The sequence below is a fragment of the Streptomyces sp. NPDC031064 genome (assembly GCF_055570965.1).
Genome location: NZ_JBVIGF010000006.1, coordinates 329188 through 351444 on the forward strand (window position 1 = coordinate 329188; position 22257 = coordinate 351444).

Consider the following 22257-nt stretch of genomic DNA (forward strand, 5'->3'; position numbering starts at 1 on the left):
GCACCTGCCTTCTTACGTCTCCCCATGGTCGGTCGGCGCTGCGCCCGGCACAACCGCGCTCATACCGGGCGGCTCCGGCCGGGGCCGCCGTCGGGGCGGCGGGCGGCGAGGAGCAGGGCGATGTCGTCGGGCCGGTCGCCCGCGGACGTGGCCTCGCGGATGAGCCGCTCCGCGGTGTCTCCGAGGGGGGACGCGCCGACTCCGGCGAGGGCGCGGCGAAGCCGCTCGATGCCCAGGTCGATGTCGGTTCCGGGCCGTTCGACGAGCCCGTCGGTGTACAGGGCGAGGACCCCGCCGGGCGCGAGCCGCAGTTCGGTGACCGGGTAGGACGCCTCGGGGTCGATGCCGAGGACGACGCCGCCCGGCAGGTCGAGGACGTCCGTTGTGCCGTCCGGGTGACGCAGCAGGGGCTGGAGGTGGCCGGCGCGCACCGCCCGCATGGCGCCGGTCGCCGCGTCGAGCACGACGTAGCAGCAGGTGGCGAACTGTCCGGCGTCGAGGTCGATGAGCAGCCGGTTCGTGCCGCTCATCACCTCCTCGGGGTCGTGGCCGCTGAGGGCGAAGGCGCGTACGGCGCTGCGCAACTGGCCCATGGTGGCGGCGGCGGCAACGCCGTGACCCTGGACGTCGCCGATGACGAGCGCGATGCCCTGCCCGGTCTCCACGACGTCGTACCAGTCGCCGCCGACCTCCATGCCCTGGGTGCCGGGGAGGTAGCGGCCGGCGGTGTCGACGTCGCGGAGGCGGGGCAGCCGGTGCGGCAGCAGGGCGTCCTGGAGGCCACGGGCGAGGGCGGCCTCGGAGTCGTAGCGCCGGGCGCGTTCGAGGGCCTGGGCGATCAGTCCGGCGAGGGCGGTGAGGACGGTGCGTTCCTCGGGGCTGAAGCCGCGCGGCTGGTCGAAGCCGAGGATGCAGGAGCCGACGGGGCGGCCGGAGGCGATCAGGGGCAGGAAGGCGCGCGCGCCGACGTTGGCGTCCAGGGGGATGCCGGGGTAGGCGGCGGCGAGCCGCTGCATGGACTCGAAGAAGATGGGCCGGCCGGTGGTGAGGGTTTCGACGCCGGGCAGCCGGGCGTCGAGCCCGACTCCGTCGAAGCGGTCGAGGAAGCCCTGCGGGAAGCCGGTCTCCCAGGCGAGGCGGAGCTGGCGTTCGTCCAGGAGGTAGATCGCGAGCTGGCGGCCGCCGAACGCGGGCAGCAGTTCCTCGGTGACGACGGCGGAGACCTGCCGGGCGGTGACGGCCTCGGTGAGCGCGATGGCGAGGGCGACGGGGCGGTACAGCATGGACGCGCGGTCGGCCGGGGAGCCGAGCCCGGCGCCGGGCGCGACGACCGATCCGGGGGTGTAGGCGGGCTGTTCGGCGGCGGCGAGGGTCATGGTCAGGCCCTCGTGGCCGGGGTGGAGGGAGACCGACAGCCAGGTCTCGCCGTCGCGGTGGGCCAGGAAGTGGACGGGCTCGTCGGAGAGCAGGGCCGCGCGGAAGCTGTCCTCGTAGGCGGGCTTCCCGAACCAGGGCAGCGCCTCCCACAGCGGGCGCCCGACGAGTTCGGGCCGGCCTCGGCCGAGGAGGGTCTCGGCGGTGCGGCTGACGAACGTGATCCGCCCGAGCCGGTCCAGCGAGCACACCCCGCCCGGCAGCCGGTCGGCCGCGGCGGCGACGACGGGCCCGGCCCCGGGGTCGACGAGGGTTCCGCGAAGTCGCCGGTCGTCCCCGGTCAGCTCCAGGAGGCAGGGGCGGCCGTCGAGGGCGTGCAGCCAGATGCGTCGGGTGCGGGGGTGTCCGGGGTCGCCGAGCTGATGGGCGACGGTCCACAGGCCGTACGTGTCCTCGGGGGCGAGCAGCGCGGCGAGGGCGTCGATGGTGGGCGTGGGGGTGTCCGGGGCGGCGCCCAGCATCGTGCGGAACGCCTCGTCCGTGGTGACGGCTCCGGTCGCGGTGTCCCAGTCCAGGTGGCCCGTCCGCACGGGCGGGGTGGCACGGGCGGGGAGCTGGACGCTGACGGGCGGGCCGTCCCAGGCGACGGGGGTGCCCCGGGCGGCGAGGCCGGCCAGTCGCGTGCCGAGGTCCTGGGCGGCCTGGCGCATCCGGCGCCGGTCGCCGGGGTCGACCGGGCGGCCGGGGGTGGCGGCCCGCAGCACCACGAGTACGCCGAACGTCTCGCGGCCGTACGCGACCGGTTCGTACAGCGACCCGAAGGGGAAGGGCAGGCCCGCCATGAGCTGGGGGTACCGGCGCATGGCCTCCTCGGCGTCGGCGAGGTGGACCGCCATGCCGGAGCGGTAGGCCTCGGCCACCGGGAAGGGCCGGTTGATGTGCATGCGCCACCAGGGGTGGAACAGCGTGGCCGGCAGCCCCGCGAGCACGGCCAGCCGCAACAGCCCCGGAGCACCGGTACGGAGGTACACCCCACCCGCGAACCCCCCGGTCGCCTCAACGGCACCGACCGCCGCCCGCGCCAGCTCCAGGGCGGGCGCGCCGGGCACGCCGACGCCGGTCGCGGCGCGCGCGCCGGCGCCGGCGGTCGCGGCGCGCGTACCGGCCGAGGCGCCGGTTCCGGTGCCGGTGCCGGTGCCGTCACCTGTGCCGGACGCGGCTCGGGTGCCGTCGCCGGTGCCGGACGCGGTCCCGGCACCCGTGCCGGTCTCGGCACCCGTGCCGACGCCCGCGCCCGTGCCGACGCCCGCGCCCGTCCCGGCGCCCGTGCCGGTCGGGGCGCCCGTGCCGTTGCCGTTGCTGTGCGGTTTCCCTGGCATGTCGCAGCCTTACTCAGCGGGCGGTACCCGGCGGCGCCGTGCGGGGCGCGCGTGAGGGGGGCGCGCGGGCGGGGGCGGCGCGGTGCCGGGGCACACAGCCAGCATGCTCCCGAGCGGCCGCGTCACGCACATCGGTGAGCCGGGGAGCGGCCGGGGCGGTTGAGCTATGTTGAGCGGGACCGGGACACGAAGGAGGCACACCGGTGCCATCAGGGCAGCAGGCACGCGCGCAGGCGGCCGCGATCACACCGGGCAAGCCGTCCCCCACGGCGGAGGCGGCCCCGGCCGTTCCCATGGACCGGGTCATGGCGCTCTTCGGCGGTCACCGGCTGTCGCCCGCCCAACGCCGCATCGCCCAGTACATCATCGACCACCTCACCGAGGCCGCGTTCCTGTCGATCACCGACCTCGCGGAGCGCGTGGGCGTCAGCCAGCCGTCGGTGACGCGGTTCGCGACGTCCCTGGGGTACAGCGGGTTCCCCGCGCTCCGGGAGGCGCTGCAGCCCATCGCGCTCAGCGCGGTGGCCGGCGCCCCGGACACGCGCGAGGAGATCCGCCGCAACGAGCTCCAGGCCGCCATCGACGCGGAGATCGAGAACCTGGAGCATCTGCGCCGCCTGCTGGCCGACCCGGCCCAGATCCTCGACGTCGGTCGCGAGTTGGCCACTTCGGTGCCCTTGACGATCCTGGGTCTGCGCATCTCGGTGTCGCTCGCGGAGTACTTCGCGTACGCGGCACGCCGCATCCACCCCGATGTGCGGCTGGTGACCCGGGGCGGCAGCGTCGCCTACGACGCGCTGTTGCAGTCCCGGGAGGCGGGCGGGACGTGGGTGCTGGCCTTCGCGATGCCGCGGCACGCCCACGAGACCCTGGCCGCGATGCGGGCGGCGCGCCGGGCGGGGCTGCGCATCGCGCTGATCACCGACCTGACGCTCGGGCCGCTGGTGGACGAGGCGGACGTGACGCTGACGGCCGGGACGGGGTCACGGCTGGTCTTCGACTCGTACGCGGCGCCCGGCGTCCTCGCGGCCTCCGTGCTCCAGGCGATGGCGGACGCGAACCCGGAGCGGACGCAGTTGCGGCTGGAGGGGTACGAGCAGGCCGCCGAGCAGCACAACTTCTTCCTCGACGACTGAACCGCACCGGCCGATCCCTCCCGGGGCCCGCCGCAAGGGCGTTTTCCGCCGCTTTCACGCGTCACCAAGGCATGAAATTTTTCATGCGCTTGCTTACTGGACGGTAAATATATTTACTGCTCGGACACCCCGGTGACACACGCCCGGGGAACGGGACAGAACACCGGCGACGACGCTCCCTCCTCGCGTCGCCCCTGGTGTTCCGACCGGGCGCTCCGCACTCCCCGCGGACACCCGTGGCGGCCCCGGTCAACCCCTGGGCCGGGGCCGCCGAAAGTTCTCCCCGCGTCAGGTGGCGGTGCCCGCCGCCGGCGCCGCGGCGGCCGTACCGGCCGCGGCTGTGACCGTCGCCGCGGCGGTGGCCGTGACCGCGGCTGTGGCCGCCAGCCTCGCCCGCGCGGCGGCCAGCGCTTGGTCCAGGTGCCGCGTTCCGGTGGTCACGCACAGCGTGTACGTGACATCGTCGAGCCGTCGTTTCAGGTCGGGCGCGAGGGCCAGCTCCTGGGAGGCGGTGCACAGGGATTCGTAACGGGCTACGAGCTCACGAAGCACTGCGGGATGCGCCAACAGCATGAACGTACCTGCCTTTCCCACGCCACGAAGCAAGGAGAGAGGGACGCCGGTGCCTGCTCCAGGCCGGTCGCCCCGAGGCCGGGCGATGCGCCGGCCCCCGAACCGGGTCGCCCTCCCGCACATGGATGTGCCCGCACTCTCCGGCTCTCACACGACATTGTGATGCAACCGTGACGGATTCGCGCTGCGTGGGGAAAAAGGGGCTTGTGCTCCATTGTCGTGACATGGACTTTGGTCCCGGTATCCGGTTCGCGCGCGGGGGTACCCCTCGACCATGGCTGTGAACCCCATCGAAATGCAGAAGGCCCTCGGCGGCGTCAACTACCCGGCTTCGAAGAAGGAGATCGTCGACCAGGCACAGAAGCACAAGGCCGACAAGAAGGTCATGGACGCCCTGAAGTCGCTCCCCGAGAAGGAGTACGACTCGCCGGCCGCCATCAACAAGGAGGTCGGGAAGGGCTCGTCCTGATCCAGGTCCCGCCCCGCCCGACGCCCCACGCCCACCCATATCCGCCCCGTCCCCCGCAGTCCGGGTGACGGGGCGGACGCACGCGTGCGTGGACACCGGCGGTCACGCACTCACCCGAGTGGACGGCGTGGGGCTGTGCGGGCGCCGCCGCCGCGCTCCACTGGCTGCACGGGTGGCCGCGGCGGGCGAAGTCCATCGCCCGGTGCAGGCAACCCCGGTGGCCCCATGGCCATCCTCCCTATGCGGCGGCCCCGAACTCCCGGCCGCCGCCCCGCACACCAGTGCATGGAGTGAGCAGCCCATGGTCCATATGTCGGTCGTCGTCCCGTGTTTCGACGAGAGCGAGGTGATCGACGCCTTCCACACCGCCCTGATAGCCGCTGTCGAACCCACCGGCGTGACCTTCGAGGTGTGTTACGTCGACGACGGCAGCGGCGACCGGACCGTGGACCGGCTGCGGGACCTGGCGGCGGCCGACGGGCGCGTGCGCTACACCTCCTTCAGCCGCAACTTCGGCAAGGAGTCCGCGCTGCTCGCCGGTATGCGCATGTCCCGGGGCGAGGTGGTCGTGCTCATGGACGCCGACCTCCAGCACCCTCCCGCGCTCCTCCCCCGCATGCTGGAGCTGCACCGGCACGGCTACGACCAGGTGATCGCCCAGCGCGACCGGTCCGGGGAGGGCGCCGTGCGGACGGCGCTGAGCCGCGCCTACTACCGGCTGGTCCGCCGCTTCATGGACGTCGAAGTCATCGACGGGGCGGGCGACTTCCGGCTGCTGTCGCGCCGCGCGGTCGACTCGCTGCTCTCCCTGCCGGAGAGCAACCGGTTCTCCAAGGGCCTGTTCTCCTGGATCGGATTCGACACCGTCAGCTTCACCTACGAGAACGTCGAGCGGGCCGCCGGCCGGTCCAAGTGGGGCGGCCGGCGGCTGCTCAACTACGGCATCGACGGGCTGCTGTCGTTCAACAGCCGGCCACTGCGGCTGGCCATCCACACCGGCCTGTGGCTGTTCCTGTCCGCGCTCGTCTACGCGCTCTGGATCGTCGCCAACGCGGTCCTGAACGGTGTCGACACGCCCGGTTACGCGACCCTCATCACCGCGATCGTCGCGCTCAGCGGCATCCAGCTCGCCACGCTCGGTGTCATCGGCGAATACGTGGGCCGGATCTACCACGAGGCCAAGCGCCGCCCGCACTACGTGGTGCGGGAGACGGACACGTCCGCGGCCCGCCCGCGCCGCCGGGACCCGCGCGAGACGCCGCTGGAGCCGGCGGGACGGGCCCGGCCGAAGCCGTGAAGCCCGCCGTCCTCGGACAGTTCGTCTCCTTCTGCCTCATCGGGCTGGCCAACACCGCCGTCTACTTCGGCGTGTACGCCACGCTCAACATCTGGCTGCCGTACCTCGCCGCCCACGTCATCGGGTACGCGGTGAGCGTCGTCGGCTCGTTCCTGCTCAACTCGTACGTCACCGTCCGCACCAGGCCCACGTGGCGGGCCTTCGCCCGCTATCCGCTGTCGGGCGCGGCCAACGTGGTGGGCAGCGGCATCCTGCTCCATCTCGCGGTGAGCCGGCTGGGGATGGACGAGAACCTGGCGGCCATCGCCGCCGGGCTCCTGGTCACCCCGCTCTCCTTCGTCCTCGCCCGCTGGGCCATCACCTCCGGGGCGGCCGCCACGCGCCGTTCCGCGTCGCGGCAGCCGCCCGGGGAGGAGCGGGTCAGGGAAGGCGCGTCCCGCGAGTGACCTTGTCCAGGTGGTAGTAGTCGGCGACGCACTGCGCGGGCCAGATCCTGGTGCCGTTGGCGCTGAACGGCTCCAGCATCCCGCTGACCGACACCGGCTTGTACGGCAGCACCTTCGCGCCCTCGGCCGCCCGCTCCCGCAGCCACCGGTCCTGGCGGTCCCACTTCTGCGCCCGTACCCGCATGTCGTGGCCCAGCTCGTACAGCGGGGCGGCGAGCCCCAGGACGGTGACCGCGCAGACGGCCGCGGCCAGGCCGGTGACCGCTCCGGTGCGGACACCGCGCAGCCGCAGCGCCCGCCCCAGGAAGGCACCGGCGGCCACCAGCAGCACCACGTAGAGCAGCAGGTAGTCGTTCCAGGTGCGCTCCGCGCTCACCACGCGGGGGCCGAAGACCGGGTACGTGATGACGGTGCACAGGTAGCCGGAGACGAGGAACGCCAGCGCGCCGAGGCCGGTCAGCATCAGCGGCCGGCACGGCAGCAGGACCCGCCGCTCCCGGCGGGCGGTGGCGCGCGCCAGCAGGCCGAGCAGCAGACCGGCGGCGACGGCGCCCGCGTACTGCCACGTCGTCAGGATGGTCTCCAGGATGCGGACGTACGCCCGCAGCGAGGCGAGCAGCGATTCGGGGGCGATCATGGAGGTGGTCTCGGCACCGTACCTGTCGCGGCGGTTGCGCGAACCGGGGGACGTCACGAGCACGATCGTGCCGATGGCGACACCGGCCATACCGACGAGGGACCAGCCCCGGGCGAAGGCCCTGACCCGTTCGGTGAAGAGCCGGCCGGCGAATAGGACGACGCCCGAGAGCACCACCAGGGCCACCACGGACGCCTCTTCGGAGAGCGTGCCCATGAACACGCCCGCGAGCAGCACGACGACGAGCGCGGCGATCCGCCCGCCCCGGCCGCGGGCCCGCAGCAGCGGGATGGCGGCCGCGCAGGCGAGGACCGGGGCGAGGGTGTGCGAGACGGAGGCGGCGGGCCAGAAGAACGTCTTGTACGTGTTCTGGGTGGCGAAGAGGAACACCGCCGTGATCATGGACGCGACCAGCAGGGGCACCCCGCGCGGCACGCTCTGCCCGGCGCGGCGCAGCACCTGCGTGGTGAGCGCCCACAGCAGCCCGAGCATGAGGACGCCGCTGACCAGGGCGTACCACTGGTGCCCGGCGACCGGGAACTTGGCGTACAGCCCGACGAGCAGCCCGTTGCCGACGCGCCCGTTGTCGGTGACGTAGAACTTCCCGACCAGGCGGGAGATGCCGCCGTCGCGCACGACGGGCAGGAAGCACCATTCGTCGGCGCTGGGGCGGACGTACCGGCCGAGGTACGACGCGGCGGCGAGCAGGCCGAGCGGCAGCGCGGCCAGGAGGGCCGCCCACGGGACGGTGCGTGAGGCGCGCGGGTCGCCGCCGCCCCGCTCACGCCCGGGTCCGGGACCGTCCCCCGGCTCCGGTGGGACGGTGACACTCGATGCGCCGACGGCCATGTCTTCTTCACTGCCTCTCGGGAAACCACTGGTACGACACCGAAGAGGTGAAACGGGCCGGTGCCGTTGTCCGCGCGCCCCAGCGGATTCGGCGCGGCGCGACACCGGGCGGACCGGTTTCCCACTCGACCAACTGTTCACGGCCTCCGCAAGCGGCCGTCACCCAGGTGGCTCATGGCCGCAGCGCGGTCACCAGGCGGCAGCGGGGCGCTCCGTCGGGCCGCCGGCCGAACTCCTCCAGCGGGGACAGCTCCACGGTGAAGCCGGCGCGGGTGAGTTCCGCGACCACGTCGGCGAGCCGGAAGGTGCGGTAGTACATGATGAAGCGCGGCCGCCACAGCAGGTTGCGCATCCGCATGGCGGCGTCGAACGCCCACAGTTCCCAGTAGGGGAGGGAGCCGACCGGGGGCGGGGCGGGCACGGGGAAGACGAACCGGCCGCCGGGCCGCAGCGCCCGGTGCACCCCGGCGAACAGGCGGGGCCGCTCGGCCGGCAGGAAGTGCCCGAACGCGCCGAAGCTCACGGCGAGGTCGAAGGCGGAGCGGAACGGTAGGGCGCGGGCGTCGGCGCGTACCCAGTGGAGTGCGGGGGACGTGCCGGGCGCCGCCGGGTGGGCGGCGCGGGCCTCGGCGAGCATGCCGGCGCTGAAGTCGACGCCCGTCACCTGGTCCTGGCACAGCTCGCGCAGGACGCCCACGCCGGCTCCGGTGCCGCAGCACACGTCGAGGCCCGCCGGGAACGGTCCGAGCGGCCGGAGGGCGCCGGCGACCGCGTCCAGCACGCGGCCGGGGGTGCGGTACGGGGTGTGGTCGAACTTGGGGGCGAGCAGGTCGTAGCCGGTCCGCGTGGAGGAGAGCGCCTGGGTGGCGAGTTCGCGGAGGGTCGGGCCGTGGGGGCTGAACAAGCGTCCCTCCTCGGATGGGGCCGGTCAGATGAGACCGGCGTTGAGGACGTCGAACGGCAGGGTCCCGGTGCCGTCCCCCGGTGTGGAACCGGTGCCGGGGAGCGGGAGTTCCGCCCAGATGACCTTGCCCTGGGCGGTGTAGCGGGTGCCCCAGCGTTCGGCGAGCTGGGCGACGAGGAAGAGGCCGCGGCCGCCCTCGTCGGTGGTGGCGGCGTACCGCAGGTGGGGCGAGGTGCTGTTGTGGTCGGCGACCTCGCAGGTCAGGCCGCGGTCGTGGATCAGGCGTACGCGGACGGGGGCGGCGCCGTAGCGGATGGCGTTGGTGATCAGCTCGCTGAGGATCAGCTCGGCGGCGAAGGACAGGTCGTCCAGGCCCCAGTCGGTGAGCTTGCGCACGGCGGCGGAGCGGATGCCGCCGACGGCGCCGGGGTGGAAGGGCACGTCCCAGTCGGCGACGCGGTCGCCGCCGAGCGCGCGGGTGCGGGCGACGAGCAGGGCCACGTCGTCCTTGGGGTGGGCGGGCAGCAGCTCGTCGAGCACGAGTCGGCAGCGTTCCTCGGGGGTGGCGGCGGGCCGGCCGAGTGCCTTGCGGAGCAGTTCGATGCCGACGTCGATGTCACGGGTGCGGTCCTCGATCAGCCCGTCGGTGTAGAAGACGATCTGGCTGTCCTCGGCGAGGTCCAGTTCGGCGGTCTCGAAGGGTATGCCGCCCAGGCCGAGCGGCGGCCCGGCCGGGAGGTCGGGGAACTCGACGTCGCCGCCGGGGCGGATCAGTGCGGGCAGCGGGTGTCCCGCGCGGGCCATGGAGCAGCGCCGGGTGACGGGGTCGTACACGGCGTACAGGCAGGTCGCGCCGGTCATTCCGGCGGCGCCGGTGTCGTCCTCGTCCTCGTCCTGGTCGATGCGGCCGACGAGGTCGTCGAGGCGGCCGAGGAGTTCGTCGGGGGGCAGGTCGAGGGTCGAGAAGTTGTGCACGGCGGTGCGCAGCCTGCCCATGGTGGCGGCGGCGTGCAGGCCGTGTCCGACGACGTCGCCGACGACGAGGGCGACGCGGCTGCCGGGCAGGGGAATGACGTCGAACCAGTCGCCGCCGACGCCCGACTGGGCGGGCAGGTAGCGGTGGGCGACCTCCAGGGCGCTCTGCTCGGGCAGGGCGCGCGGCAGCAGGCTGCGCTGGAGGGTGACGGCCATGGCGTGTTCGCGGGTGTAGCGGCGGGCGTTGTCGATGCAGACGGCGGCGCGGGCGACGAGCTCCTCGGCGAGCGCGAGGTCCTCCTCCTCGAAGGGTTCGGGCTTCTCGGAGCGCCAGAAGTTGGCGACGCCGAGGACGACGCCGCGGGCCTTGAGGGGGACGGCGATGAGCGAGTGGATGCCGTACTCGACGATCCGGGCGGCCCGCTCGGGGTCCTGGGCCTGCCAGCCGGGGGCCTGGGACAGGTCGGGCACCAGTTCCGCCCGGCCGGTGCCGTAGCCGCGTGCCTGGGGCGTGGAGGGGACGAAGCCGATCATCTTGCCGCGCGGGTAGAGGGGGTGGTCGTCGCGGATGCCGGCGACGGCGGTGCGGCGCATGTCGGCGGCGGTCCCGCTCGGCTCCTCACCGCGCAGGACGGGGTCGGCCAGGTCGACGGTGACGAAGTCGGCGAAGCGCTGGACGGTGACCTGGGCGAGTTCCTCGGCGGTGCGGACGACGTCGAGGGTGGTGCCGATGCCGACCCCGGCGTCGTACAGCAGGTTGAGTCGTCTGCGGGCGCCCTCGGCGCGGCCGGTGAGGGCGCGCAGCTCGGTGGTGTCGCGGATGGTGGCGACGGTCCCGGCGGGGCCGCCGTGGCGGTCGGTGTGGCGCTGGTTGACGGCGAGCAGCCGGTCGGCGGCGGGGACGACCTCGTCGGTGGCGACGCGGCCGGAGCAGAGCAGTTCGGCCATGCCCGGGTCAAGGCCCGGCAGGTCCTTGACGCTGCGGCCCTCGGCGTCGGGGGGCAGTTGGAGCAGGCGTTCGGCCTCGTCGTTGGCGAGCAGGAGCCGGCCGTCGCCGCCGACGATGACGACGCCCTCGCGCACGGAGTGCAGCACGGCGTCGTGGTGTTCGTACACCCGGGTCATCTCGGTGGGGCCGAGGCCGTGGGTCTGGCGGCGCAGCCGCCGGGCCACCAGGGCGGTGCCGGCGGTGGCGACGGCGAGGCCGGCGGCGCTGGTGGCGAGGATGACGGGCAACTGCCGGTTGACGACGCCGGTGACGTTGCGGACTTCCAGGCCGGCCGAGACGAGGGCGATGACGTCCCCGTTCGCGCCCCTGACGGGCACGACGGCCTGGACTTCCTCGCCGAGGGGCCCGTCGACGCTCTCGGTGTGGACGCGGCCCGCGAGGGAGGGCTCTATGGTGCCGACGAACCGTCCGCCGATCCGCTCGGGCTGGGGGTGGGTGTAGCGGATGCCCTTGGTGTCCATCACGACGATGAAGTCGACCCCGGCCCTCTTGCGGGCGGTTTCGGTGAGCGGCTGGAGGACGCTCGACGGGTCGGGGTGGGTCTTCAGCAGGTTTTCGAGGCCCGGGGAGTGCGCGAAGGATTCGGCGACCGCGATGGAGCGGTTGCGGGCTTCCCGGTCGCTGTCGCTGCGCGACTGGAGGAGCAGTGCCAGGACCGCGCCGAGCACCAGCAGCACGACGAGCGCCACCTGGAGGACGAAGACCTGTCCCGCGACGCTCCGTGGGCGCCTCTCGGCCAGTGACCGAACCGAGGCACCACGGAATCGGTCGAAAAAGTGGACCACGCTCCCCTTTCTAACACCGCTTGGCCCATGGCGACCATGAGTGACCGCCGGTCGCCGTCCGACCACGCCCGGCGTGCGGGCCCGAGCCGCGTGGTCGGGGGGAATCCATCGTTCGCCCAAAGTACGGCCATACGTCGGCCATAGGTGGCTCAACAGGTGATCAAACTCGAACAATCACCGAACACGCGGACGTACGTTCCGTGGCGTGACGACGCATCCGGGCGACACTCCCGTGACCCTGCCCCTTCCCGCTCCCCGTGGCCGCCGCGCGCTGCTGCGGGCGGTGCTCGGCTCCACCGCGGCCCTCGGCGCGGGGCTCGCCACCGGCTCCCCGTCCGCCGTGGCGGCGCCGCGGACCGGCGGGACGCGCCCCCGCACCCCTCAGGAGGCGCTGCGCGCGCTGGTCCAGGGCAACCGGCGCTGGCACGCGCGGCACCAGGTCCATCCGCACGAGGGCGAGGCGGCCCGGGTGGCGGCCGTCTCGGGACAGCGCCCCTTCGCCGTGGTGCTGGGGTGCATAGACTCCCGCGTCCCGCCCGAGCTCATATTCGACCAGGGCCTGGGCGACCTGATGACGGTCCGTTCGGCGGGCGAGGTGCTGGACGAGGCGGTGCTCGGCAGCATCGCCTACGGCGTCATCGAGCTGGGCACCCCGCTGGTCATGGTGCTGGGCCACCAGTCGTGCGGGGCCGTGGCGGCGGCGGTGCGCGCGGACGAGACCGGTGAGCGGCCGCCCGCCCACATCGACTACGTCGCCGAGCGGATCCGGCCCGCCATCGACCGGGGGCAGACGGGGGACGCCCGGATCGACGCGACGATCACGGCGAACGTACGCCTCGTACGCGGGCTGCTGCGCGCCGAACCGGACCTCGCCGCCCGGGTGGAGGCGGGCAGCCTGGCGGTCGTCGGGGCGCGCTACGAGCTGCGCACCCAGCTCGTGAGCACCGTCCGCTAGGAACGCTCAGCCGACGTTCCGGGGGCGGAACTGGACGCTGATCCGGGGGCCGACCCCCTTGGCGGTCTTGGGGACGGCGTGCTCCCAGGTCCGCTGGCAGGACCCGCCCATCACGATCAGGTCGCCGTGGCCGAGCGGCACCCGCCGGGACGGCCCGCCCCGGCGGGGGCGCAGCGCCAGGTCGCGGGGCTCCCCGACCGACAGGATGGCGACCATCGTGTCCTCGCGCGATCCGCGTCCGATCCGGTCGCCGTGCCAGGCGACGCTGTCCCGGCCGTCCCGGTAGTAGCAGAGCCCGGCCGTGGTGAACGGCTCGCCCAGTTCGGCGGCGTAGTGCGCGGACAGGGCGGCGCGGGCCTCGGCGAGCACCGGGTGCGGCAGCGGGTCCCCTTCGCCGTAGTAGGCCAGCAGCCGCGGTACGGCGACCTCGTGGTCGTACATCGTGCGCCGCTCCGCGCGCCACGGGACGCTCTCGGCGAGCGCCTCGAACAGGGCGCCGGCGCCGTGCAGCCACCCCGGCAGCAGGTCGATCCACGCCCCGTCGCCCAGCACGGTGCGCCGGAGGCCGGCCAGCGGTCCCAGGCGGATGTCGTCGGTCTGGTCGAAGAGGGAGCCCTGCACGTGCGCGGTCATGCTCTCAGCGTACGAGCAAATCGAATGTATGAGCTATTCGATCAGGCCGTGGTCCGCGAGGGGCCCCACCCGCAGGCCCCGCCGCCGGCAGTCCGCGACGAGGTCCGGCAGCGCGCCCAGCGCGGACCGCCACGCCCCCGGCGCGCTGACCACGTCGGAGTCGTGCAGCAGCACCGTCCCGCCACCCGCCAGCGTCCTCGCCACCTCGGCGTGCACGCTCCGCGCCGTCGCCTCCGCCGTCCAGTCGCGCCCCCACGCCGACCACAGCACCGTGCGCAGCCCGGCGGCCCGGGCGGCGGCCCAGCGGCCACCTGTCAGGACGCCGTACGCGGGCCGGTACCACAGGGGCCGCCGTCCGGCCGCTTCGGCGACCAGGTCCGCCGTCCGCGCCAGGTCGCGGGCGTCCCGCAGCGGGCGGGGCCACCAGGGCCGGTCGTGGCGCCAGCCGTGGACGGCCAGTTCGTGACCCTCCGCCGCGATCAGCCGCCCGAGCGCGGGGTGGCGGGCCAGCCGGCCGCCCAGCACGAAGAACGTGGCCCGTACGGACAGGGCGTCCAAGGCGCGCAGGAACCGGGGCGTGCTCTCGGGATCGGGACCGTCGTCGAAGGTGAGCGCCACGTGCGACGGGTCGCCGCGCCCGTCGAGCCCCGGCCACAGCGCGGCGCGGGCGCCGGGCAGCCAGGTCGCGGCGGGGCCGATGTGCCAGGCGGCGACGGCGCCCGCCGCCACCAGGGGCGCGCGTGCGTTCACCACCGCCGCTCCTGGCTCTCGGGGTCGTCCGTGACGAGCGGGGACCTGGCGAGCTGGACGCACCCGGCCACCAGCACCGCGAGCGCCAGCGCCTCGAACACCACCCGCCAGCCCAGGTGGACCCGTTCCGCGAACAGCGTCACGCCCAGCACCACGCTCAGCAGCGCGTCGCCCAGGGTCAGCGCGGGCTGCGAGGCCACCAGCGAGCCCGCCCGCAGCGTCACCTGGAGCAGCACGAAGCTCGCCAGGCCCACGCCCACGGCGGCGTACGGCTGCCACGTCGTGAGCACCTCGTCCACGCCGTCCGGGAGCCGGCCCAGCGCGTCCTTGAGCAGCGCCGCCGTGCACGCGAACCCGGTCGCGGTCGCCGTGCCCAGCACGGCCGCCCTCGACGACGACGGCAGCCGCAGCGCGACCACCCCGAGGACGGCCACGAACGCGCCCGCGCCCAGGGCCGTCCACGCCCAGTCCGCCAGGGGCACCGTGGCCCGGCCGCCCGTCGGATCGGCCAGCGCCAGGAACACGGCCAGGCCCACCGCCATGGCGGCGAACGCCCACCGGGTGCGGGTGTCCGGGCTGCGCCGGAACACGAAGCCCCCGACCACCAGCGTGAACATCAGCTCCGTGCTCATCACCGGCTGGACCACGGACAACGGGCCGGTGGCCAGCGCGAGCGCCTGGAGGACGCCCGACACCGCGAGCAGCGCCGCGCCCCACACCCACACCCGCCGGTGCACCAGTCCCGCCATCCACGAGCCACGCCGCGCCGAGGCCGGCTCGGGGCCGGTGGCGGCCGCACCCTGCCGCTGGAGGACCGACGCCCCGGCGTTGCCGAGGGCGGCCAGCAGCGCCAGGCAGATCGACAGTGCCAGCACGGGCTCAGCCGAACCGCTTGGCCAGCGCGCGGAAGAAACCGGGCACGGCACCGTGCACCCGGGCGGGCATCGCCAGCCAGCCCGGTACGAACACGTCGTCCCGGCCGCGTACGACCGCACGCCACACCACCTCGGCCACCCGTTCGGGGGGCACCGGGCGCGGATGGTCGCGGTGGTACGGGACGCCCCGCGTGGTGAAGAACGGGGTGTCCACCGCGCCCGGCAGGACCACCGTCACCCCGACGCGGGTGGCGGCGAGTTCGTAGCGCAGGCTGTCGGCGAAGGCCAGCAGCCCGCCCTTGGTGGCCGCGTACACCGCCTCGTTGGCCACCCCCACGCGCCCGGCCATGGAGCCGACCATCACCAGGTGCCCCACGCCCCGCTCCGCCATCCCCGGCAGCAGCAGCCGCACCAGGTGCACCACCGAGGTGAGGTTGACGCCGATCAGCCGGTCGACGGCGTCGGCGGGCATGCTCGTGAACGGCCCCGCCCAGCCGATGCCCGCCGCCGCCACCAGCGCGTCCACCCGGCCCTCCCGCGCCAGGGCGTCGGCGGCCAGCCGCTCCACCCCCGCCCGCTCCCCCAGGTCCGCCCGCAGCGCGCCGCCGCCCGTCCGCCGGGCCACCGCCGCGAGCCGCTCCTCGTCCCGGCCCCCGAGCAGCAGCCGCCAGCGGCCGTCGGCGGCGAACCGGTCGGCGACCGCCGCGCCGATTCCCGAGGACGCGCCCGTGACGAGCACGACGGGCCGTGCCCTTCCTCGTTCGGCCTCGCGAGGGGGCGTGGGGGGCATGGCGGATCCTCCGGACTGTCGTGGACCGTGCCCTTCCAGCCTCCCGGTTTCCCGCCGGTTCGCCTCCCGGCACCCGCCAGCGCGCCCTCCGATCCACCCGAACAGTCCGATTGGGCCCCCCGCCGGGCCGCGCCGGAGAGCCGGACGGCACACGATGGAACGGCACGGAACGGAGGGCTCCCATGGGGCGGCGATGCTTGGTGCTCAGCGCGAGCATGGGCGCGGGCCACGACGCGGTGGCCGGCGAACTGGCACGCCGGCTGCGCGCGGACGGCCACGACGTCCTCGTGCGGGACGTGCTGACGCTGCTGCCGCCGGGCGTGGGGCCGGCGGTGCGCGGCTTCTACCGGTTCGTGGTGCGCCGCCTGCCCCCGGTGTACGAGGCGATCTACGCGCTGTTCCTGGCTCCCCGGCCCCGTGCGCGCGAAGGGCACTCCCGCCGGGGACTGGACGTGGCGCCGATGGCCGCACTCGCCGAGCGGCGGCTGGGCGCGCTCGTGGCGCGGTGGCGGCCCGACGTGATCGTCTCCACCTTCCACCTCGCGGGCCAGATCACCGGCCGGATGCGCGGCCGGGGCGCGCTGCACGTGCCGTGCGCGGTGTTCGTCACCGACTTCGCCGTGCACCGCGCGTGGCTGGACCCGGGCAACGACCTGTACCTGTGTGTCACCGAGACCGCCGCCCGCGCGGCCCGGGAGGGCACGGGGCGGACGGCGGTCGCCACCGGGCCGGTCGTGCCGCCGGAGTTCCACAAGGCCACGGCCCCCGGCCCGGACCCCGACGGGCGGCCGGTGGTGCTGCTGTCCGCCGGGGCGTGGGGCGTGGGGCCGGGGCTGCTGCGGACGGCCGGGGCGCTCGCCCGGCACGGCGTGCGGCCGGTGCTGCTGTGCGGGCGGGACGAGCGGCTGCGCCGGCGCGCGGCCGGGCTGCCGGGGGTGCGGGCGCTCGGCTGGACGGACGACATGCCAGGGCTCATGGCGTCGGCGCGGGTCCTGGTGGACAACGCGGCGGGCCAGACCTCGGTGCAGGCCCTCGCCGCCGGCCTGCCGGTGATCGGCCACCGGCCCATCCCCGGGCACGGCGCCGTGGGGGTGCGGGAGATGGCGGCGGAGGGCCTCACCACGTACGCCGCCGACCTCCGTCACCTGCTGGCGGCGGTCGACGAACTGGCCCGCCCGGGGCCTGCGAGGGAGCGGCGGACGGCGGCCGGCTCGGCGGTGTTCCGGGCCGACGCCGCGCGCCTGGTCGCCGATCTGGCGCGGTGAGTGCGGCTACGCCCGGTCGGCCAGCCACTTCTCGTGGGCGAGCGTGACCCGCTCCCAGAGCGTGGCCCGGTCGTCCGCGTCGAGACCGTCCAGGTCGCGGCCGAACACGTCCGCGAGGGCGGCGAACAGCTCCTCCGCCGTGTCGAGCGTCCGCTCGGCGCGCCCGGCCGCGTCGACGCGCGTGAGGAGGCGGCCCCGCAGCAGGTCGAGCCCCTTCGCGTCGCGGCGCAGGGCGACGAACGTCGTCCGGAACGGCGAGTCCGGCGCGGTGGACAGCCGCAGGTGCTCGTCGGCGAAGTCCGCCATGGTGGCGGGCCGGGCGGCGAACTCCATGACGGGGAAGGGGCCGGCCGGGTTGTGGAACGTCCAGCCGCCCGGTTCGGTGACCGACGGTTCCATCCGGTACGTGAAGGGGCCCTGCCGGTACGTGCCCGGGCGCAGCGGCAGCGGTTCGTGGGGGCCGTCGCCGAGCCCGGCGTCGACGAACCAGGCCTCGCCGTCGACGCGGACGGTCAGAGCCAGGTGGTTGCCGTTGGCGCCGCGCCCCTCCGGCTCCTGGTGGACGCCGCCGACATGGCGGGTGACGTCGTAGCCGAGGGCCTCCAGCAGCGCGGCGAAGCCGCCGTTCAGGTGGAAGCAGTAACCGCCGTGTCCGGCGGCGAACCGGCGCGCGGACAGCTCCGGTTCGATGCCGGGCGGTCTGCCGAGCTGGATGTCGATGTTCTCGTAGGGGACACGTTCCAGATGGGCCCGTTGCAGCGCGCTCAGCGCCTCCGCGGAGGGCTCACCGGGGTCGGTGATGCCGAGGCGGGCCAGGTAACCATCAAAACCCTTGACGTTCATGGCCGTTCACCCTAACGAGCACCCTCAGCGCAGGCCGAGGCAGGGTAGCCAGTCGCGGGCCCCGCCGCGGGCGGTGAGCAGGGCGCTCAGCGCTCCGTGGGGGCCGGTCAGCAGCCCCGGCGGCCAGTGCGTGGCCAGCGCCTCGGGGAGCCGGTCTTCCAGGTGGGCGGCGAGGCGGGCGCTCAGGGCGGCGGCGGCGGGCAGCCGGGCGTGGCGGTCGAGGGCATCGGCCACGGCCAGCACGCCCGCCGCCCCGTGGCACAGCCCGAGGAGGTCACCGGGGGTGTCGCCGAAGAGGTGTAAGTCCTCGTCGTAACCCTCGGCGAGCGTGCGGAACGCCGCCAGCGCCCGGTCGGCCGCCTCCCTGTCGTCCAGCGCGTCGGCCGCGTCCCACAGCGCCCAGGCGACGCCCGGTGTCCCGTAGCACCACGCCTGGCGCGGGTGCGCGCCCGCGGGGGGCGCCGCCCCGTCGAGCCCGGCGCCCGGCCAGGCGCGGATGCCGCGCTCGTCGACGTAGGACTGGGCGGCCAGCCAGCCGGTGGCGCGGCGCAGCGCCTGGGCCGTCGCGGGGTCGCCGGTGCGGCGGAGGGCGGCGGTGAGGGCCGTGACGACGCCGGCCACGCCGTGGCCCACACCGGTGTTGACGCGGCCGTGCGTCCACGACAGGTGGGGGTGCTGCTCGTACTGCCCGGTGCGGAGTCGGGGCAGCTCGTCGTGGTCGCACAGGGACGTCAAGTGGCGCACGGTGCCCTGGAGTCGGGGCTTTGCCGGTTCGCCGCCGGCGCACAGGGCGAGCAGGATGCCGGCGGGTCCGGTGATCAGGTCGTAGTCGGGGAACGCGACGTCCACCGTGCGCCAGGCCGTGGCGACGGTGTCGCCGGTCAGGTGGTCGCGCAGCCGGTCGGCCGCCCGGTGCAGCGCCGGATGGAGCCGGGCGCCCAGCCGCAGCCCGACGAGCGTGCCGGCCAGTCCGCCGTCGTACAGGCCGGGGTGGCCGGGCCCGCGCCCCGCCGTCCTGGCCCAGAGGGCGACCGCGCGGGCCGCCGTGGCCGTGGCCTCGGGGTCCCCGGTCGCGGCGAGCAGGTGGGCGAGGACCGGGATGCCGGGGTCCGAGGGATGCGGCCCGGGAAGGGGAGCCGCGGCCCACTTCTCCAGGTGGGTGAGGGAGAGGCCGACGACCGGGTCGTGGAGGGCGTCCATCGGGCTCCTGTCTCGTGGGACCGGTGGGCGGAGCCGCCCGGACGGACCGGGCGGCTCCTGTGGCCGCGGAGGCGCCCCTCGGGCGCGCCCGCGTCAGGCGCAGATGACCACGGTTTCGCAGACGACGATGGTGCACACACCGCTGCATCCCGCGGTGTACGCCTCCACCGTGGGCAGTTCGCTGTCGGTGATGCGCTCGTCGAGGTCGTCGATCAGAGCGTCCAGGTCGGTCAGTTCGATCGTTCCGGGCATGGTGCGTCCCTTCTCACGAGGGTTGCCGGGCGCGCCCGCGTCAGGCGCAGATGACCACGGTCGCGCAGATGACGATGGTGCACACCTGGCTCATGGTCTGGACGGCGGGCAGCTCGGTGTCGGTGATGCGCTCGTCGAGGTCGTCGATGAGGGCGTCGAGGTCGGTGAGTTCGATTCCGGGCATGGTGGTTTCCCTTCTCGCGCTAGTGAGCGATGGCCGCCCCGGCCGTCCGTCCGCCGGCTGCGGGCGGACCGTCGGGGACGTCTTGGGGGCCGGCGCCGTGCGACAGGGCGTCGGCGGCGCGGGCGGCGAGGTGTTCGAGGGCGTCGCCGCCGGAGTCGTACGGGAGTCTCAGCAGCACCTGGGCGGCGACGGCCGCGCCGCCGTGGAGCGGGTCGCGCACCACCAGGTCCGCGGGGGCCGGGAGCATTTCCTCGGCGAGCAGTTCGGCGCCGGGCTGCTGGGCGCACAGCCGGTCGATGACCGCAAGCGCCGTCAGCGCGTCGAGGTCCACGGGGACGGGCTTGGCGCCGGCCGCCGTGCGGACGAAGACGTGCCGGGGCAGGCCGTGTTCGCGCCGCAGGAGCGCGAGGGTGCGGACCTTGTCCAGGGCGTCGTCGCCGGGCCGCCACAACCGTGCGCGGTCCAGCCGCCAGGTCGCCGGGGCGAGGACCAGCTCGCCGGCGGCGGTCACCCGGGGCGGTCGCGGGTGCCCGGGCAGGGCGCCGTCCAGGCCGTCCAGGCGCAGGAGGGTGGAGGCGGCGGGGTGACCGGCGGCGAGCAGGACCCGCAGGAGCAGGTCGTAGGGCGGGGCGGGGGTGCGGGTGGCGTGGTGGACGGGGATCACGCGCCGGCCGTCCGCCTCGGCGACGATCCGCCCGCCGCTGCGGCGCAGGGTGATCCGGTCCAGCGGAAGGTAGCGCGCGCCGCCGCCGGAGGGCCCGTAGTACGGCGTGGGGTCGGGGTCGCCGGTCCACCAGCCGGTGACGACGGGGCGGCGTACGGCGTTGGCGGCGCGCTCGGCGAGCGGCGGGACGAGCAGTTCGACGAACCGTACGCCGCTGTGCCGTTCGACGGCCGTGAGGAAGGCGCGGTGGGCGTCGGCGTTGCCGTGACCGCCGTACAGGGCGCGCAGGCCGTCGGCGAAGCGGGCGTCGAGCACGCCGGCGGCGGACGCGGTCTCCAGCACGGCGACGGGGCCGGGCGCCGGCCCGGCGAGCGGCCGCAGCAGGCAGTCCAGCGGCCAGGGCGGCAGGGCGTCCTCGGCGGGCGGGGCGCCGAGGACGTCCAGCAGCGCGTCGTCCACGTCGGCCGGCCCGGGCCCGGTGTGGGCGGCGAGGCGGGCGAGCAGCCGGGCGTAGCCGGAGCCGGGGTCGGTGGGCGCCGGCCACCCCGCGTACCGGTGCCGGACCGCTGTCGCGGGGCGGGGGGTGCCGGGCGCGGTGGGCAGCAGCGTGGCGAGGATCTCGCTGACGGGGCGCGGCTGCCGGGTGATCGCGGCGAGCTCGGGCGCCTCCTGCGCGGTGCTGCGGGCGTCGGCGTCGCGCAGGGCGGCGATCCGGGCGGCGACGCGCAGCCCGCGCCGGACGCGGTCGGCGGCGCGGGCCGGCACGGGGGCGGCCGGGGCGCGGTAGGAGTCCAGGAACCAGCCGCCAGGTTCACCGTCCGTGGGGGTGAGCGGCCGGGGCAGGGTGCCGGGTGCGGTGACCTGCTCGGGCGGCGTCCACGCGGTGTGGCGCAGCCGGGGGGCCGTGCACACCTGGAGGAGGCCCATGGTGTGCAGGTGCTGGAGGAAGCCGCGCAACACGGCCGGGTCCGGGGCCTTGGTGGTGTGCGGGGGCTCGGTCGCGTCCGGGGACTTGGTGGCGTCCGGGGCGCTCGCCATGCCGAGCAGTGTCTTCTCGACCTCGCCCAGCGGGCACGGCCCGTCGGCGAACACGCCCAGCACGGTGTCCAGGGCGCGGGTGCGGCGCAGGGTGACGTGGCGCAGCGTGCCAGGTACGCGCGGGTCGACGACGTACGCCCTCACGGAGGCGGGCGGTTCAGTGAAGTGCAGGGGTGCGGGGGCCAGCAGCGTGCCCGGGTCGGCGGTGCGCAGGTCGGGCGGGCCGGGGGGCCGGGAGCGGACAAGGTGGACGTTCTCCGTGCCGGTGGCGGCGAGGGCGCCGAGCGTGGTGCCGGGGGCGATGAGGAGGTTGCCGGGTGCTTCGGCGCGGAGGGGCGCGGTGGCGAGCTGGCCGGCCCAGCCCCTGGGGGTGGTCTTGGCCGCCGCCCGGCCGAGGACGCGCCAGAGGTAGGCCGCGCGCTTGCGCAGGCGTTTACCGCTCCAGGACTCGCCGCCCGCCAGGCGCCGTTCGACGTCCGCGAGGAGCCCGGGGGCCGCGCTGTCCACGAGGTCCCGCAGCACGGGGTGGGTACGCGCGAGGTCCCAGGCCAGCGCGGCCGCCTGCTCCTGTCCCCTGGTCACCAGGCCTTCCAGGGCGGCTCGTTCGGCGTCGTCCCGCTGCGCCTCGTCGGCCAGCGCCCGGGCTTCACGGCCGAGCTCTGGCGCGACCACGTGCCCGGGCAGCCGGTCCAGGAGCGCCAGGCCCGCCGGGCGCGGGGCGCCTCCCGCGTGCAGGCGCCTGCGCAGCGCCAGTACGGCCCCGCGGTCGGTGTCGGCCAGGTCCGGGTGCGGCACGACGCTCGTGCCGAGCCGTTCGGCGAGTGCCCGCGCGCGGGCGGTCCGCTCAACCTCGGCGCGGGCGTGGCGCGCGACCCGGTCGAAGAGGGCGGGGTCGGCCGCCGAGGTCCATGCCTCGCACGGCATGCCCGCGATCCGCAGCAGCGCCGTGGCGCCCGTGATCCGCTCCTCGCCCAC

General features: G+C 75.2%; 20 protein-coding genes. 6 read left to right on the forward strand and 14 right to left on the reverse strand.

Annotated elements, in window-relative coordinates; all coding sequences use genetic code 11:
• Positions 1 to 59: 59 nt before the first annotated feature.
• Positions 60 to 2483 (reverse strand): SpoIIE family protein phosphatase, encoded by a 2424-nt coding sequence (locus ACZ46W_RS23230; RefSeq protein ID WP_468341159.1) that lies wholly within the window; start codon positions 2481 to 2483, stop codon positions 60 to 62.
• A 473-nt stretch (positions 2484 to 2956) separates the two neighbouring features.
• On the opposite strand from ACZ46W_RS23230, the gene ACZ46W_RS23235 reads away from it, so the two are divergent.
• A complete protein-coding gene (locus ACZ46W_RS23235; RefSeq protein ID WP_468340524.1) occupies positions 2957 to 3889 on the forward strand; it encodes a MurR/RpiR family transcriptional regulator in 933 nt (310 codons plus the stop codon).
• A 288-nt stretch (positions 3890 to 4177) separates the two neighbouring features.
• Here ACZ46W_RS23235 and ACZ46W_RS23240 read toward each other — a convergent pair whose 3' ends face one another.
• Positions 4178 to 4462 carry a DUF5133 domain-containing protein gene (locus tag ACZ46W_RS23240; RefSeq protein WP_468340527.1) on the reverse strand — a complete coding sequence of 95 codons (285 nt, stop codon included), beginning with the start codon at positions 4460 to 4462 and terminating at the stop codon, positions 4178 to 4180.
• Positions 4463 to 4736: 274 nt separating this feature from the next.
• On the opposite strand from ACZ46W_RS23240, the gene ACZ46W_RS23245 reads away from it, so the two are divergent.
• The 3 genes from ACZ46W_RS23245 (at position 4737) to ACZ46W_RS23255 (ending at position 6674) form a co-directional block, all read left to right on the forward strand.
• The gene (locus ACZ46W_RS23245; RefSeq protein ID WP_468340530.1) at positions 4737 to 4931 is read left to right on the forward strand and encodes a DUF2795 domain-containing protein; all 195 of its coding nucleotides are present in this window, start codon (positions 4737 to 4739) and stop codon (positions 4929 to 4931) included.
• Positions 4932 to 5232: 301 nt separating this feature from the next.
• A complete protein-coding gene (locus ACZ46W_RS23250) occupies positions 5233 to 6228 on the forward strand; it encodes a glycosyltransferase family 2 protein (RefSeq protein ID WP_468340533.1) in 996 nt (331 codons plus the stop codon).
• Positions 6225 to 6674 (forward strand): GtrA family protein, encoded by a 450-nt coding sequence (locus ACZ46W_RS23255; RefSeq protein WP_468340536.1) that lies wholly within the window; start codon positions 6225 to 6227, stop codon positions 6672 to 6674. The genes ACZ46W_RS23250 and ACZ46W_RS23255 overlap by 4 nt, the downstream gene beginning before the upstream one ends.
• Here the strand turns inward: ACZ46W_RS23255 and ACZ46W_RS23260 are convergent.
• The 3 genes from ACZ46W_RS23260 to ACZ46W_RS23270 form a co-directional block, all read right to left on the reverse strand.
• Positions 6649 to 8160 carry a DUF6056 family protein gene (locus ACZ46W_RS23260; RefSeq protein WP_468340539.1) on the reverse strand — a complete coding sequence of 504 codons (1512 nt, stop codon included), beginning with the start codon at positions 8158 to 8160 and terminating at the stop codon, positions 6649 to 6651. The two genes, ACZ46W_RS23255 and ACZ46W_RS23260, sit on opposite strands and share 26 nt — an antisense overlap.
• A 172-nt stretch (positions 8161 to 8332) precedes the next feature.
• Positions 8333 to 9064: a class I SAM-dependent methyltransferase gene (locus ACZ46W_RS23265; protein ID WP_468340542.1), complete on the reverse strand. Its 732-nt coding sequence runs from the start codon at positions 9062 to 9064 to the stop codon at positions 8333 to 8335.
• Positions 9065 to 9088: 24 nt separating this feature from the next.
• The gene (locus ACZ46W_RS23270) at positions 9089 to 11833 is read right to left on the reverse strand and encodes a SpoIIE family protein phosphatase (RefSeq protein WP_468340545.1); all 2745 of its coding nucleotides are present in this window, start codon (positions 11831 to 11833) and stop codon (positions 9089 to 9091) included.
• Between the two features lie 205 nt (positions 11834 to 12038).
• On the opposite strand from ACZ46W_RS23270, the gene ACZ46W_RS23275 reads away from it, so the two are divergent.
• The gene (locus tag ACZ46W_RS23275) at positions 12039 to 12788 is read left to right on the forward strand and encodes a carbonic anhydrase (RefSeq protein WP_468340548.1); all 750 of its coding nucleotides are present in this window, start codon (positions 12039 to 12041) and stop codon (positions 12786 to 12788) included.
• Positions 12789 to 12794: 6 nt separating this feature from the next.
• On the opposite strand, the gene ACZ46W_RS23280 is transcribed toward ACZ46W_RS23275, so the two are convergent.
• From ACZ46W_RS23280 to ACZ46W_RS23295, 4 genes are read right to left on the reverse strand one after another with little or no spacing between them, the layout of a single operon-like run.
• Complete coding sequence (locus ACZ46W_RS23280) at positions 12795 to 13421, reverse strand: alpha-ketoglutarate-dependent dioxygenase AlkB (RefSeq protein ID WP_468340551.1); 627 nt, start codon at positions 13419 to 13421, stop codon at positions 12795 to 12797.
• Between the two features lie 33 nt (positions 13422 to 13454).
• Positions 13455 to 14171 (reverse strand): polysaccharide deacetylase family protein, encoded by a 717-nt coding sequence (locus tag ACZ46W_RS23285; protein WP_468341162.1) that lies wholly within the window; start codon positions 14169 to 14171, stop codon positions 13455 to 13457.
• The gene (locus ACZ46W_RS23290) at positions 14168 to 15046 is read right to left on the reverse strand and encodes a DMT family transporter (protein ID WP_468340554.1); all 879 of its coding nucleotides are present in this window, start codon (positions 15044 to 15046) and stop codon (positions 14168 to 14170) included. Before ACZ46W_RS23290 ends, ACZ46W_RS23285 begins: the two co-directional genes overlap by 4 nt.
• A gap of 4 nt (positions 15047 to 15050) precedes the next feature.
• Complete coding sequence (locus tag ACZ46W_RS23295; protein ID WP_468340557.1) at positions 15051 to 15836, reverse strand: SDR family NAD(P)-dependent oxidoreductase; 786 nt, start codon at positions 15834 to 15836, stop codon at positions 15051 to 15053.
• 182 nt (positions 15837 to 16018) lie between these two features.
• On the opposite strand from ACZ46W_RS23295, the gene ACZ46W_RS23300 reads away from it, so the two are divergent.
• Entirely contained in the window at positions 16019 to 17101 is a 1083-nt protein-coding gene (locus ACZ46W_RS23300) for an MGDG synthase family glycosyltransferase (RefSeq protein ID WP_468340560.1), read from the forward strand.
• A gap of 6 nt (positions 17102 to 17107) precedes the next feature.
• Here ACZ46W_RS23300 and ACZ46W_RS23305 read toward each other — a convergent pair whose 3' ends face one another.
• The 5 genes from ACZ46W_RS23305 to ACZ46W_RS23325 all read right to left on the reverse strand — a co-directional run bounded on the left by ACZ46W_RS23305 (position 17108) and on the right by ACZ46W_RS23325 (position 22257).
• Positions 17108 to 17944 (reverse strand): arylamine N-acetyltransferase family protein, encoded by an 837-nt coding sequence (locus tag ACZ46W_RS23305; RefSeq protein ID WP_468340563.1) that lies wholly within the window; start codon positions 17942 to 17944, stop codon positions 17108 to 17110.
• A gap of 24 nt (positions 17945 to 17968) precedes the next feature.
• Positions 17969 to 19144, reverse strand: coding sequence for a lanthionine synthetase LanC family protein (locus tag ACZ46W_RS23310; protein WP_468340566.1), 1176 nt, complete (start codon positions 19142 to 19144; stop codon positions 17969 to 17971).
• A gap of 93 nt (positions 19145 to 19237) precedes the next feature.
• Positions 19238 to 19396, reverse strand: coding sequence for a hypothetical protein (locus ACZ46W_RS23315; RefSeq protein ID WP_468340570.1), 159 nt, complete (start codon positions 19394 to 19396; stop codon positions 19238 to 19240).
• Positions 19397 to 19436: 40 nt separating this feature from the next.
• Positions 19437 to 19580, reverse strand: a complete 144-nt coding sequence (locus tag ACZ46W_RS23320) for a hypothetical protein (protein WP_468340573.1) — start codon at positions 19578 to 19580, stop codon at positions 19437 to 19439.
• A 19-nt stretch (positions 19581 to 19599) separates the two neighbouring features.
• Positions 19600 to 22257 carry a lantibiotic dehydratase gene (locus tag ACZ46W_RS23325; protein ID WP_468340576.1) on the reverse strand — a complete coding sequence of 886 codons (2658 nt, stop codon included), beginning with the start codon at positions 22255 to 22257 and terminating at the stop codon, positions 19600 to 19602.